Genomic DNA, 13,638 nt, shown 5'->3' with positions numbered 1-13,638 from the left:
ACCAACGGATCGTTCCGCACGCGCGTCATCTGAGCACTTCGACGTGCGGGGCGAACTCGCGAAGCGCCCGGACCAGCCGACGCCGGCCGATCCGCCAGCCGCCGAGGCGGGTGGAGACCAGGCGTGGGAGATCCTCGTCCGGCGGCGCGTACCCGAGCAGCGCCACAGCGCCATGGCCGGTGGAGCCGCCTTCGGCCGCGTGGAACTCGATCGCCGCGACGTCGTCCCACGAGAACCACTCGCCCTTGGCACGGTTCCCGGAGGGGCACCAGTAGACGCCGTCGCGCGCGATGGCGAACGCCACCCGGCCCCGTACGACACGGCGCAGGTAGACGGCCGCGAGCACGAAGAGGGCGATACCGGCGAGCGGCATCAGGCAGCGGGCCACGAAGTTGATCCAGTCGTCGACGCCCGGATGGACGGCCGGTCGCCAGCGCTCGTTCCCCGGACGCCGCAGCTCGACGATCAGGAATCCGGCGACGAGGGCCGCGCCCACGAGGGCAGGGACGAGCGGGCTCCACCACGCGTAGCGCACGACGTACGCGCCCTGGCCGAAGCTCGACCGTGTGCGCCGACCCGTCGTCCCGCGTGACCGCTGTCCCATGTGACGATCCTAGCCTCGCGAGTCACAACCGGACACTAGCGCAGCAAGCACTCATTAGATACCATAATTCGCATATGTCGATTTACGGCACATTAGGCGCATTATTTGCCCTGTTACTCACTGGTAAGTGGGCAGTTTCACATTGCGTGTTCGCGCCTCGTATCTTGCTCGTGACAACTCCCTAATAACGTAGTGCGCCCGCAGAGGAGAGGCTGGAGTATAAGCGGCCCTCCCAGGCGATGTGCCTTCGATGGAGACTCCGGATGACGCAGACGACGGTTGACGCGCCGGCCAAGGATCGGGCCCAGATCCCGGCGCGCACCCTACGAACGGATCGCTACTGGACCAGCCCGCTGACCACGTTCATCGTGTTCACGGCCTGGGTGATCTACGCGACCGTACGCTCGATGATGGGCAGCAGCTTTTGGGTCGAGAAGTACCACTACCTGACGCCGTTCTACTCGCCGTGCGTCAGCAAGGCGTGCCCGGCGGGTGCCGCGGACTTCGGCAGGTTCGTCCCTGCCCACCTGCCGTTCTTCATCCCGTACGCCTTGATCTCGCTGCCGTTCCTGCTCGGGTTCCGGCTGACCTGCTATTACTACCGCAAGTCGTACTACCGGGCGTTCTGGCTCACGCCGTCGGCGTGCGCGGTCCCGGACAAGAGCCCGGCCCGCAAGACCCCGGGCGCCTACTCCGGCGAGACGCGCCTCCCGCTCATCCTGCAGAACGCCCACCGTTACTTCTGGGTGATCGCCGCGCTGATCTCCATCGTCAACACCTGGGACGCCATCAACGCCTTCCACGGCAAGGACGGCGGCTTCGGCATCGGGCTCGGCACCATCATCCTGTGGGTCAATGTGATCCTGCTGTGGGCCTACACGCTGTCCTGCCACTCCTGCCGGCACGTCATGGGCGGGCGCCTGAAGAACTTCTCCAAGCACCCCGTCCGCTACTGGCTCTGGACGCAGATCAGCAGGCTGAACACCCGGCACGGGCAGTTCGCCCTGATCACGCTCGGCACGCTCGCGCTGGCCGACGCGTACGTCGCGCTCGTGGCGCACGGATCATTCTCCGACCTGCGGATCTTCAACTAAGGACGACCACAAGTGACTGACATCGAGAGGCTGCAGTACGACGTCGTCGTCATCGGCGCCGGCGGCGCCGGACTGCGCGCCGCGATCGAGGCGCGGCTGCAGGGCAAGAAGACCGCGATCATCTCCAAGTCGCTGTTCGGCAAGGCCCACACGGTCATGGCCGAGGGCGGCGCGGCCGCGGCCATGGGCAACGCCAACCCGAACGACAACTGGCAGGTCCACTACCGCGACACCATGCGCGGCGGGAAGTTCCTCAACAACTGGCGCATGGCCGAGCTGCACGCCAAGGAGGCCCCCGACCGCATCTGGGAGCTGGAGGCCTGGGGCGCGCTGTTCGACCGCACCAAGGAAGGCAAGATCAGCCAGCGCAACTTCGGCGGGCACGAGTACCCCCGTCTGGCGCACGTCGGCGACCGCACCGGCCTGGAGCTGATCCGCACCTGCCAGCAGAAGATCGTCGCCCTCCAGCAGGAGGACCACCGGGAGCTCGGCGACTACGACGCCCGGCTCAAGGTCTTCGCCGAGACCACCATCACCCGGCTCCTCAAGGACGAGCAGGGCAAGATCTGCGGCGCGTTCGGCTACATCCGCGAGACCGGCAAGTTCGTGGTCTTCGAAGCCCCCGCCGTGGTGCTGGCCACCGGCGGCATCGGCAAGTCCTTCAAGGTGACCTCCAACTCCTGGGAGTACACCGGGGACGGCCACGCTCTCGCGCTCCTCGCCGGGGCATCGCTGATCAACATGGAGTTCGTGCAGTTTCACCCGACCGGCATGGTCTGGCCGCCGTCGGTCAAGGGCATCCTCGTCACCGAGTCCGTACGCGGCGACGGCGGCGTGCTGAAGAACTCCGACGGCAAGCGGTTCATGTTCGAGTACATCCCCGACGTCTTCAAGGACAAGTACGCGACGTCGGAGGAAGAGGGCGACCGCTGGTACGAGGACCCGGACAACAACCGGCGCCCGCCCGAGCTGCTGCCCCGTGACGAGGTCGCCCGCGCGATCAACTCCGAGGTGAAGGCCGGCCGCGGATCCCCGCACGGCGGCGTCTTCCTCGACATCGCCTCCCGGCTCAAGCCCGAACAGATCATCAAGCGGCTGCCGTCGATGCACCACCAGTTCAAGGAGCTGGCCGACGTCGACATCACGGCCGAGCCCATGGAGGTCGGGCCGACCTGCCACTACGTCATGGGCGGCGTCGAGGTCGACCCCGACACCGGCGCCGCGCTCATACCCGGCCTGTTCGCGGCCGGCGAGGTCTCCGGCGGCATGCACGGGTCCAACCGCCTCGGCGGCAACTCCCTGTCCGACCTGCTCGTCTTCGGACGCCGGGCCGGCCTGGGCGCCTCCGAGTACGCCTCCGAGACCACCGTGTCGGTGCCCGAGTCCGAGGTCGAGGCCGCGATCGCCGAGGCCCTGGAGCCGTACGAGCGCGAGGCCGGGGAGAACCCCTACGCGGTCCACCAGGAGCTCCAGCAGACCATGAACGACCTCGTCGGCATCATCCGCCGCGAGGAGGAGCTCGAGCAGGCCATCGAGGCACTCGGCAAGCTCCGCGAGCGCGTGGCCAACGTCGCGGTCGCCCCCTCGGCCGGTGCGGTCGTGCGGGAAGGCCAGGGCCCCGCCTACCACCCCGGCTGGCACCTCGCCCTCGACCTGCGCAACATGCTGATCGTCTCGGAGTGCGTCGCCCGCGCCGCCCTCGAACGCCAGGAGAGCCGCGGCGGCCACACCCGCGACGACTACCCGAAGATGTCCGCCGACTGGCGCAAGCTCAACCTCGTGTGCCGCCTCACCGACGGTGTCGTCGAGCTCAAGCACCAGGACATGGAGCCGATGCGTGAGGACCTCCTCTCGCTCTTCGAACTCGACGAGCTGAAGAAGTACCTGACCGAGAGCGAGCTCCCCGCTGAGGAGAAGAACTGAGATGGGCTACAAGGCGAAGTTCCGAGTCTGGCGCGGCGACGCCGGCGAGGGCGAGCTCAAGGACTACACCGTCGAGGTCAACGAGGGCGAGGTCGTCCTCGACGTCATCCACCGGCTGCAGGCCACCGAGGCGCCCGACCTGGCCGTCCGCTGGAACTGCAAGGCCGGCAAGTGCGGCTCCTGTTCCGCGGAGATCAACGGCCGGCCGCGGCTGCTGTGCATGACGCGGATGTCGACGTTCACCGAGGACGAGACCGTCACGGTCACGCCGATGCGCACCTTCCCGGTCATCCGCGACCTGGTCACCGACGTCTCGTACAACTACGAGAAGGCCCGCGAGATCCCCGCCTTCGACGGCGGCGAGGTCGAGCCCGGCGAGTTCCGGATGCAGCAGGTGGACGTCGAGCGCTCGCAGGAGTTCCGCAAGTGCATCGAATGCTTCCTGTGCAACAACACCTGCCACGTCATCCGCGACCACGAGGAGAACAAGGAGCACTTCTCCGGCCCGCGCTTCCTCATGCGGGTCGCGGAGCTGGAGATGCACCCGGCCGACGTCGCCGACCGCCGGCAGATCGCGCAGGACGACTTCGGGCTCGGCTACTGCAACATCACCAAGTGCTGCACCGAGGTCTGCCCCGAGCACATCAAGATCACCGATAACGCGCTCATCCCCATGAAGGAGCGCGTCGTGGGCCGCCGCTACGACCCCCTGGTCTGGCTCGGCTCCAAGATCGGCGTCGTAAAGCGCACCAAGGAAACCCCCAAGGCCTGACCGACCGGTCCTCACCGCGCCCCGGCCCATCGGCCGGGGCGCGGCCGTATCCGGCGGAACCCGGAGAGCGTGGTGCCGCAAGGTGGCCGTCTTCCGGCCGGGTGGCGTACGAGGGTCGGCCGTTGATAGACCGAATGAAACGGACAAACGGGATCAGCACGGCCTGGTCATGTGAACTGAGACCCTCCGCGCTCTAGCCTTTGACAGGTGGAAGCCGAGGAGACCGAGATGTCCAACGCCCCCGACGATCCCGGGCACCGCCCCCCACCCCCGCGCCAGGGCGACCCCCAGCCTTACCAGGGCGATCCTCAACCGCACCAAGGCCCTCCTCAGCCGCCCCCCGACGGACAGCCACCGTACGGCGCATACGCACCACCCCCCAACCAGCCCCCGCCTCCGGCCGGCCCCTGGCAGGGCCCGCCGCCCGGCTACAGTCCTCCTCCCCAGGGCCCTCAGGGCTATCCACCCCGCCCCAGCGGCAAGGGTTTCTTCGGCTCGATCTTCGACATGAACTTCGACCACATGATCACGGTCAAGCTGGCCCGTGTGATCTATGTGATCTTCGTACTGTTGATCAGTCTCTTCGCCCTGGTCATCCTGTGGTACGGCTACTCGATCCTCCAGTGGAACGCATTGCTGGGGATCATGGTCAGTTTCGCCGCGCCACTGACCTGGCTCTTCAACGTGCTCGTCCTTCGCGTCTCCATGGAGTTCGTGATCAACCAGTTCAAGATCACTGAACACCTGAAGGCGATACGCGAACAAGGGAATCCGCGCTGAGCGCTGTGGCCCGCCGTGGCGAGGGCGTTAGGCTCTCGGAGGCACCTACTGACGGGGCGAGGAACGGGTAGTGGCGGACATCGAAGGGCCGTCCGAGACGCGGCGCGAGGGGTTCGAGACGCGCCGGGACACCGTTCCGTCCCAGCGCGACCCGGCCGGCCTCACCCGTCGTGACGGCGGCGCGCCCGGCCCGTCGCTCGTCCGGCTTCCCGCCGACCTCGCCGACCGCTTCACCGTCCTCGGCGAGCTCCCCGCTCAGGGGGCCGAATCCGACCTGCTGCACGTCCGCGACGCTGCGGGCACGGAGCTCGTCGTCAAGATCTTCCGGCGGGGCTTCACGGCCGACCGTTCGGTGTGGCGGGAACTGCCGACGCTCGACTCCCCGAATGTCGTGCACATCATCGAGACCGGGCACGCGGAGGGCCGCGACTACGAGGTCATCGAGTACGTCCCGGCGGGCAACCTGCGGGTACTCGGCGCCCAACTCCCTCCGGCCCTCGTCGCCGAGGTCGTCGCACAGCTCGCGGCCGGGCTGGACCGGCTGCACGCGGCCGGGATCGTGCACCGCGACCTGAAGCCGGAGAACGTCCTGGTTCGCGGGACCACTCCTCTCCGTCTCGCCATCACCGACTTCGGCCTGAGCCGAGTGATCGAGCAGAGCGTCGTGTTCGCGTCCTCGTCACGCACTCTCGCGTACGCCGCACCGGAGTCGCTGTCCGGCCAGGTCTCCCCCGCCCGCGACTGGTGGTCGCTCGGCATCATCGCGCGCGAGCTGCTGACCGGCCGCACCCCGTTCGCGGGCATGAGCGAGACGGCAGTCGTCGACCATCTCGCGACCCGCACCATCGACTGCGACGACATCGCCGATCCGCGGATGCGCCTGCTCTGTCAGGGCCTGCTGACCCGGGACCCACGTCGGCGATGGGGTGGCGAAGAGGTCAGGCAGTGGCTCGACGGGGCGAGCCCCGCGGTGGCCACGCCGACGCCGCCCGGCGCGTCGCCGCTCACCGCGGGCACCTCCGCGGGTGCACTGGCCTTCGGCGGCCGGACGTACACCGACCGCGGCGAGTCGGCGCGCGCGTTGCTCGCCGATTGGGAGTCCGCGGCACGCTACTTCTTCGGGACGATGTACACCCCCGTCGGTCCGAGCGAGGCCTGGCAGGCGCTCCGCGGCTGGCTGAACGGCTTCGACGACGATCCGGAAGGCCGCATCCGCCTCATCGACGAGCACCTGACCGGCGACCACTCGCCCGACGTCAAGCTGCTGTACCTACTGCGCTGGCTGGATCCCACCCTCGAACCCCACTTCCTCGGGCTGCGCCTGCTCCTCGACGACCTCCCGGTCCTCGCGGCCATCGTCGACGACCAGCACCACCCGGACCACCGCACGGCGGCGAGCGTGGCCCGCGCCCTGTGGGAGCATCGGCTGCTCCCCGTCCTGGCCGGCTTCGCCGGGACCGATGAACTGACCACCATCGACCATCGCTGGCAGGGACTGGTGACGTCCTGGAACCGGCAGGCCGAGTGGTTGCGTTCCCAGCTCCCCCGATCGGCCGGCCGCCTTCCCGACGCCGGGGCGAGGGGCCTGGACGAGCCTCCGGTCGTGCTGGCCACCCTGCTCGCCCTCGCCGGTCGGCCCGACCAGGCGCAGGAGTCACTGGTCACGGCGGCCGGTCGGGCCCGCGAATCGGTACGTGAACCAGTCCCCTGGTTCTCCTGGCTCTCCGATCAGACGGGTGACGATCCCCTCCGGATGTTCGCACTGGTCCGGGCGGCCCCCGATGCGGTACTGGAGGTCGAGGCCGCAGCTCGCCAGAGATACGAGTCGGAACAACGAGCCGCCGAGGGCCATCGGCGCTGGGAGGAACGCGAACGGCACCGGTTGTCCGGACGCCGGGCGGCCATGATCCGCGCCGTCCTGTGGACCCTCCCGCTGGCCGTCCTCTGGATCGGCGGTAGCTGGGTGATCTTGAGCATCGTCCGGCTCGCATCTTCGGAGCGGGGCAGCCAGGCAGTCGACACCTCCGCCTTCACTGCGCCATTTCTCCTGATCGGTGCCATTGCCTGGGCCGTCGATGCTGGATCCGAAGTCTTTCTCGCGTCAAAGCTGGGTGCCGACTACACCGCCTCCGGGCCGTGGTCAGGGCTGGCAAAAATCTTCGGCTCGACGAGCCGGGTATTGTCCGGTGCTTCTCAGGCGGTGTCGCAGAGGAGCCGGAGAACCGGCAACCGCGGCTGCGGACTCGCGGTTCTGCTCTGCGTCCTACCTCTCCTCATGCTTCTCGTTCTGATCCCCGCGCTGGTCTCCGTCTCGTGGCTGCTCTGGCTGGCGGTGCTGGTGCTGGTGCCGCTCGGGCACGTCGTCATGGTGGGGGTACGCATGCAGCGCTGGCGACAGGCACATGAACGGGCTCGGGAACAGGCTGTAGGAGGACGACTGTGAGCAGCGGTGTCGAGGCGGACATCGCCCTGGACGCGGCGGTGATCGCGTCTCTCGGGCTCGTGCGGGTGATGGGGGGTGCGGCCGGCCTGGCGGCGGCCGGGGCAGGCGCGCTCGCCGCTCTCGCGGAGGGGCGTGCCGAAGCGCGGGCGCAAGAACTGCAGGAGGCGCAGGAGCTGGAGAAGGCGGTGGGCGAGGCACTGGACCGGACCGCCCGGATCGCCTCGCTGGCACAGGCGGCTCGCCGTCACGGCGTGGCCGTCGAGCTCCCTGTTCCCGTGGAGTTCTCTGGCCGGTCCGCCGATGAGCTCGCCGCATGGATCACCGAGGCCGACGCACGGATCGCGGTGGCTGAGGAGTCGCTGGCGGAGGCGATCGCCGAAGCGGCCACCGGGCGGATCTTCGACGCCGTCTCGACGTCGATCCGGGCGAAACCGGCGGACGGCCGGTCGACGGCCGCCCCTCTTCCCACGGCGTCCCCGGCAGACCTCACCCGTCTCCTCAAACGACTTGCGCCGGACGCCACCGATGAGGATCGGCGGGCCGTTACCGAGGCCGCGGAACACTCCGCGAGCGCGTCCACCGCGTCAGAGGCCGAAGGACGGCTCACCGAGGTCCGTATTCGTATCCAGGAGGCCAACGAACGGGCTCGTGAGCGCCGTGACGGCAGGGCCGCCGCGCTGCGGTTCCTCCGAGAGCTGGAGGCGCATCCGGCCGCAGAAGACGTACGAGTCCGACTCCGCGAGGTCGCGGACGGCGTGCGTCTCTTCGACGAGGAGCTGCGTGCCGAGGCCGTTCGTCTCGTCGAGGACGTTCAGCGGCAGGCCGAGCAGGAGTACGTCGCCACGGTACTGCGCGAAGCGTTCGGCGAACTGGGCTACGAGGTCGGCGACGGATTCGAGACGCTCACCGCTCAGGACGGCGACGCGGTGCTCACGCGAGGCGACTGGCCGCAGCACGCCGTCAAGGTCCGCGTCGACGACGCGCTGCAGGTGCGGATGGCGTTGCTGCGCACCGAACCGGCGGAGAGCGACGAGCAGCGTCGTCTCGACGTCGAGCGGGAGGAGCAGTGGTGCGCGTCGTTCGACGAGGCGCGCCGGCGTCTGGCCGAGGCGGGCATCAACGCCGACGTACGCTGGCGGATCGAACCGGGGACGCAGCGTCTGCCCGTGGCACAGCGTCAGCGGTCGAGTCGGCAGCAGAACGAACGCCGTCGCGAACTCGGCAAGTGACCGGGTAGACGTCGTCCGGCCACTCGGTCACTCGCCGTACGGCTCAGGCCTGGCCGCGCTTGGCGCGGGCGCGGGTGCGCTCGCGTTCCTTCGAGTCGAGGATGACCTTGCGCAGGCGGATCGCGCCCGGGGTGAGCTCGACGCACTCGTCGTCGGCGACGAACTCCAGTGCGGCCTCCAGGCTGAGGACGCGCGGCGGGGTGAGCCGCTCGAACGTCTCCGCCGTCGAGGACCGGATGTTCGTCTTCTGCTTCTCCTTGGTGATGTTGACGTCCATGTCGTCGGCGCGGGAGTTCTCACCGACGATCATGCCTTCGTACACCTCGGTGCCGGGCTCGACGAAGAGAGAACCGCGCTCCTGCAGGTTGAACATGGCGTAGGCGGTGGCGGCACCGGTGCGGTCGGAGACGAGCGAGCCGGTCGGGCGGGTGCGCAGCTCGCCGAACCAGGGCTCGTAGCCCTCGAAGACCTGGTGCGCGATGCCCGTGCCCCGGGTCTCGGTGAGGAACTCGGTGCGGAATCCGATCAGGCCGCGGGCCGGGACGATGAACTCCATCCGGATCCAGCCGGTGCCGTGGTTGGTCATCTGCTCCATTCGGCCCTTGCGGACGGCGAGCAGCTGGGTGATCGCGCCGAGGTACTCCTCCGGGGCGTCGACGGTCAGGTGCTCGACGGGTTCGTGCAGCTTTCCGTCGATCTCCCTGGTGACGACCCGCGGCTTGCCGATCGTGAGCTCGTACCCCTCCCGGCGCATGGTCTCGACCAGGATGGCCAGCGCGAGCTCGCCGCGGCCCTGGACCTCCCAGGAGTCCGGACGGTCGGTCGCCAGCACGCGGATGGAGACGTTGCCGATGAGCTCGCGGTCGAGCCGGTCCTTGACCAGCCGGGCGGTGACCTTGGTGCCCTTCTCGCGGCCCGCCAGCGGGCCGGTGTTCGTGCCGAGGGTCATCGAGATGGCCGGCTCGTCGACCGTGATGAACGGGAGCGGCCGCGGGTCGTCCGGGTCCGCGAGCGTGTCACCGATCATGATGTCCGGGATGCCGGCGATGGCGATGATGTCGCCCGGACCGGCCTGCTCGGCCGCCTTGCGCTCTAGCGCCTCCGTCATGAGCAGCTCGGTGATCTTGACGCGCTCGATGGTGCCGTCGTGCTTGCACCAGGCGACCTGCTGGCCCTTCTTGATCGTCCCGGCGTGCACCCGGCACAGCGCGATACGGCCGAGGTAGGAGCTGGCGTCGAGGTTGGTCACGTGCGCCTGCAGCGGCGTGCTCGGCTCGTACGACGGCGCGGGGATCGTCTCCCGGATGACCTGGAACAGCGGCTCGAGGTCCTCGGCGTCCGGCAGGCCGCCGTCCTCCGGCTTGTTGAGGCTGGCCCGCCCGGCCTTCGCGGAGGCGTACACGATCGGGAAGTCGATCTGGTCCTCGGACGCGTCGAGGTCCATGAACAGCTCGTACGTCTCGTCGACCACTTCGGAGATGCGGGCGTCCGGTCGGTCGACCTTGTTGACCACGAGGATGACCGGCAGCTTGGCCGCGAGGGCCTTGCGCAGGACGAATCGGGTCTGCGGCAGCGGTCCCTCGGAGGCGTCGACGAGAAGGACCACACCGTCGACCATCGACAGGCCGCGTTCGACCTCGCCGCCGAAGTCGGCGTGGCCCGGGGTGTCGATGATGTTGATCGTCATGCCACCGTGCAGCACGGCGGTGTTCTTCGCGAGAATGGTGATGCCCTTCTCGCGTTCGAGGTCATTGGAATCCATGACCCGCTCATCGACGTCCTGGTTCTCACGGAACGCGCCGGACTGCCAGAGCATGGCGTCAACGAGCGTTGTCTTGCCGTGGTCGACGTGGGCGACGATCGCAACGTTACGGAGATCGTCCCGAGTGGCGATGGGCATGCGTGCGGGTCTCGCTTCGTGGTGTGGGAGTCGCCGCGGGATCCGCGCGGCAATCTCATTCTACTTGGCCCGCCGAGGCCCCCGATCGCGCCGCCGTCCGGCCCGTACGAGGACACGGACGCTGCGCGAGCGCACATCTTTTGATCCGTTCGGCCGCGATGGCAACCGGAGCACTGGGTCTCGCGTCGAATCATGGGTGGGACGCCTCGATCCTGGCCGGAGCATTCACCGAGGCGTCCCACCCTGTTGATCTTGCACGCCGCTGCCGTCGCGCCGCATGATGGGCCATCCGCGAGAGCGAGGAGCGTACGTGAGCCAGTGGACGGTGCCGGGCTACACCGCACTGGGCGAACTCGGCTCCGGTGGCTTCGGACGGGTCGTACTGGCCCGCCATGACCATTCCGGCACCATCGTCGCCATCAAATACCTGGACACCGACCGGCTTGGCGGCGAGGCCTTCCTGACCCGGTTCCGGGACGAGGCACGCGTCCTGGCGATGCTGGACAGCCCCCACGTGACCCGGTTGTACGAGTACGTCGAGGGAGAGGCCCAGGCGGCGATCGTCATGGAGGCCGTCGACGGCGCATCCCTCCGGGCGGTGCTGGACGTCCACGGCCCGGCGGGGCCGGAGGCGGCCCTGTCGGTGCTCAGGGGTTCTCTGCTCGGGCTCGCCGCGGCCCATGCCGCCTCGGTCGTGCACCGCGACTACAAGCCCGCGAACGTCCTGGTCGGGCAGAACGGCCAGAGCAAGGTCGCCGACTTCGGGATCGCCGTGTGGTCGGGGGAATCCGGCCGACCGGCCGGCACGCCGTCCTACATGTCACCGGAGCAGTGGGAAGGCGGGCCGGCCGGTCCCGCGACCGATGTCTACGCGGCGACCTGCGTCTTCTTCGAGTGCGTCACGGGCCATCGGCCGTACGACGGTGATCAGGCGGCGCTACGGCGTCAGCACGTGACCGCACCGCCTCCCCTCGACGACCTCCCCGAGCCGGTGCGGCCGCTCGTCATGCGCGGCATGGCGAAGGACCCGGCCGATCGGCCACCGGGAGCGCTCGAGTTCGTGGCCGAGCTGGAGGCCGCGGCCAGGGAGGCGTACGGCCCGGACTGGGAGCGCAACGGCTGGAGGCGCCTCGCCGAGGCCGTCGCGGGCCTGGCCGCGCTGTTGCCCTTCGCCCTCCTTCTCGGCACCACCCCAGGCGGCACCACCCCAGGCGGCATCGGCGCGGGTGGCGGAGGTGCGGGAGCGGGGAGCGGAGCAGGCGCGGCGGGGACGGGAACCGGTGCGGGCGCGGGCGGAACCACGAGTGCGGGAGGCGCCGGCGGGGCGGGCGGAACCGCCGGTCGTACGGTGGGCAGGACTCTGCTCGGCAAGACCGGCACCAAGGTCGGCGTCGGCGCCGTCGGGGCGATCATCGTGGGCATCGCCAGCACCGCTGCTCTGCTGCATCAAGGCAAGCACCATGAGAAGCGCCCCGCGCCGGTGGCCGTTCGGAAGCCGTTCACCATCTCTTACGCCTCCATGGAGCGGACGTACACGCACCCGGCGATGACGGTCGAAGGCAGATACGTCCACGTCGGCGGACTGCGGGACCCGGCCATCGAGCAGGCGGTCAACCAGGCCCTGCGGCTCCCTCTCGATCAGGAGCTGAAGAGATACGAGATCGCTCGTGAATCCAGCGTCCCGACCTCCGGCCATCCGACGGTGACGACGAAGGTGGAGCTGGGCATGCGGGGCCCCCGGCTGATGTCCGCCCGGTACGCCTTCCTCCCCCACGATGCGCCTCTCACCCCTTTCGACCTGACCACCACGCGAGCCGTCGTGGTCGACCTGGTCACCGGGCAACGGTTGAAGGCTCGGGACATCCTCCGCGACGCCGTCTTCAACAAGTCCGGGCTGAAAGATCTCGAAGGGCGGATCGACAAGGCCGCACCCGGTGGCGCGCTGTGCAATGGGGACCCGAAGGTCGATCCGAGCCATCTCAGTGCCGCCACCGTCGATGATGATGACAAGGACAAGCGCGTGCTGGACCTGATGCCCACCCGAGACGGGATCGAGTTCGACGTCACGCCGCCGATGCTGGGATATGCCTACTCGTGCCTCGAGACGGTGATCACGGTTCCCTACGCCAGGATCTCCGACCTCGTTCGGCCCGAGATTCTGGCGCTCATCCGCACGTCGTCCGCGGAGCCGGCGCCTTCACCTTCATGAGGTCTCACCCAAGTGCCGTTCGACCGCTTCGACCTTCGTGGTCAGGCCGTCGACGACTCCCTCCCGGATGTCCGCTTTCAGGACGAGGCTGACCCTTGGACTGCGGGCGGCGACCGCGTCGACGGCGCGCTTCACCACGTCCATCACCTCGTCCCACTCGCCCTCGACGCTGGTGAACATGGCGTCGGTCCGGTTGGGCAGTCCGCTCTCCCGGACGACCCGGACCGCTTCGGCGACGTACTCTCCGACGGACTCACCCACCCCGAGCGGGGTGATCGAAAAGGCGACGATCATCCAGATTCCTTCAGGTGTCTGCGCACGGCCTCGACCACGGGCAGGTCGGCCGGCAGCCAGGGTACGTCGAACAGCTCGGCCTCGCTCAGCCACCGAAGCTCGGAATGCTCGCGAGCCTCGGGCTCGCCGCGCACGAGCGAGGCGGTCCAGACCCGCATCACCATTCCGTTGTGAAGGGGACAGTCTTCACCGACCCGCTCGCCGACCACCACGTCGATCCCCAGCTCTTCACGGCATTCCCGGACGAGAGCGTCCTGCTCGGTCTCTCCAGTCTCGAGCTTCCCGCCCGGAAACTCCCATCCACCGGCCAGTTCCGGCGGCTCGGCGCGGCGCGCCGCCAGAAGCCGGCCCCGGTGAATGATCGCCGCTCCCACCACGAGACGCGGCATC

Annotated in this window: 11 protein-coding genes; 7 read left to right on the top strand and 4 right to left on the bottom strand. The window is 68.9% G+C overall.

All coding sequences use genetic code 11. The annotated features are described in order from the left end of the window. Positions 1–25 precede the first annotated feature (25 nt). Entirely contained in the window at positions 26–604 is a 579-nt protein-coding gene (locus AB0I04_RS07350) for a hypothetical protein (protein ID WP_360880554.1), read from the bottom strand. A 263-nt stretch (positions 605–867) separates the two neighbouring features. Here AB0I04_RS07350 and AB0I04_RS07345 point away from each other — a divergent pair, with 263 nt between their 5' ends. From AB0I04_RS07345 to AB0I04_RS07320, 6 genes are all read left to right on the top strand, one after another. Then, positions 868–1,698 carry a hypothetical protein gene (locus AB0I04_RS07345; protein ID WP_360880551.1) on the top strand — a complete coding sequence of 277 codons (831 nt, stop codon included), beginning with the start codon at positions 868–870 and terminating at the stop codon, positions 1,696–1,698. A 12-nt stretch (positions 1,699–1,710) separates the two neighbouring features. Further along, complete coding sequence (locus AB0I04_RS07340) at positions 1,711–3,621, top strand: fumarate reductase/succinate dehydrogenase flavoprotein subunit (protein ID WP_360880548.1); 1,911 nt, start codon at positions 1,711–1,713, stop codon at positions 3,619–3,621. 1 nt (position 3,622) lies between these two features. Next, complete coding sequence (locus tag AB0I04_RS07335; protein WP_360880545.1) at positions 3,623–4,393, top strand: succinate dehydrogenase/fumarate reductase iron-sulfur subunit; 771 nt, start codon at positions 3,623–3,625, stop codon at positions 4,391–4,393. 207 nt (positions 4,394–4,600) lie between these two features. Continuing rightward, entirely contained in the window at positions 4,601–5,173 is a 573-nt protein-coding gene (locus AB0I04_RS07330) for a DUF4282 domain-containing protein (RefSeq protein ID WP_360880542.1), read from the top strand. Between the two features lie 70 nt (positions 5,174–5,243). Then, a complete protein-coding gene (locus AB0I04_RS07325; RefSeq protein ID WP_360880539.1) occupies positions 5,244–7,616 on the top strand; it encodes a serine/threonine-protein kinase in 2,373 nt (790 codons plus the stop codon). Continuing rightward, entirely contained in the window at positions 7,613–8,845 is a 1,233-nt protein-coding gene (locus AB0I04_RS07320; RefSeq protein WP_360880536.1) for a response regulator receiver protein, read from the top strand. Before AB0I04_RS07325 ends, AB0I04_RS07320 begins: the two co-directional genes overlap by 4 nt. Positions 8,846–8,888: 43 nt before the next feature. Here the strand turns inward: AB0I04_RS07320 and typA are convergent, their stop codons facing one another. Next, positions 8,889–10,745, bottom strand: coding sequence for a translational GTPase TypA (gene typA / locus AB0I04_RS07315; protein ID WP_360880533.1), 1,857 nt, complete (start codon positions 10,743–10,745; stop codon positions 8,889–8,891). A 310-nt stretch (positions 10,746–11,055) separates the two neighbouring features. Here typA and AB0I04_RS07310 point away from each other — a divergent pair, with 310 nt between their 5' ends. Beyond that, positions 11,056–12,954: a serine/threonine-protein kinase gene (locus AB0I04_RS07310; protein ID WP_360880530.1), complete on the top strand. Its 1,899-nt coding sequence runs from the start codon at positions 11,056–11,058 to the stop codon at positions 12,952–12,954. Here AB0I04_RS07310 and AB0I04_RS07305 read toward each other — a convergent pair. Continuing rightward, positions 12,949–13,248: an MTH1187 family thiamine-binding protein gene (locus AB0I04_RS07305; RefSeq protein WP_360880527.1), complete on the bottom strand. Its 300-nt coding sequence runs from the start codon at positions 13,246–13,248 to the stop codon at positions 12,949–12,951. The two genes, AB0I04_RS07310 and AB0I04_RS07305, sit on opposite strands and share 6 nt — an antisense overlap. Next, positions 13,245–13,637, bottom strand: coding sequence for a (deoxy)nucleoside triphosphate pyrophosphohydrolase (locus AB0I04_RS07300; protein WP_360880524.1), 393 nt, complete (start codon positions 13,635–13,637; stop codon positions 13,245–13,247). Before AB0I04_RS07300 ends, AB0I04_RS07305 begins: the two co-directional genes overlap by 4 nt. Between the last annotated feature and the right edge of the window lies 1 nt (position 13,638).

This window comes from Actinoallomurus sp. NPDC050550 (genome assembly GCF_040655075.1).
GTDB lineage: Bacteria > Actinomycetota > Actinomycetes > Streptosporangiales > Streptosporangiaceae > Actinoallomurus.
This window is presented reverse-complemented; position numbering and strand designations above follow the sequence as displayed.

Excerpts from the sequence above, each read along its gene's own strand:
- AB0I04_RS07350 (WP_360880554.1), bottom strand. The coding sequence starts at position 604 with ATGGGACAGCGGTCACGCGGGACGACGGGTCGGCGCACACGGTCGAGC.
- AB0I04_RS07335 (WP_360880545.1), top strand. The coding sequence starts at position 3,623 with ATGGGCTACAAGGCGAAGTTCCGAGTCTGGCGCGGCGACGCCGGCGAG.
- typA (WP_360880533.1), bottom strand. The coding sequence starts at position 10,745 with ATGCCCATCGCCACTCGGGACGATCTCCGTAACGTTGCGATCGTCGCC.
- AB0I04_RS07345 (WP_360880551.1), top strand. The coding sequence starts at position 868 with ATGACGCAGACGACGGTTGACGCGCCGGCCAAGGATCGGGCCCAGATC.
- AB0I04_RS07300 (WP_360880524.1), bottom strand. The coding sequence starts at position 13,637 with ATGCCGCGTCTCGTGGTGGGAGCGGCGATCATTCACCGGGGCCGGCTT.
- AB0I04_RS07305 (WP_360880527.1), bottom strand. The coding sequence starts at position 13,248 with ATGATCGTCGCCTTTTCGATCACCCCGCTCGGGGTGGGTGAGTCCGTC.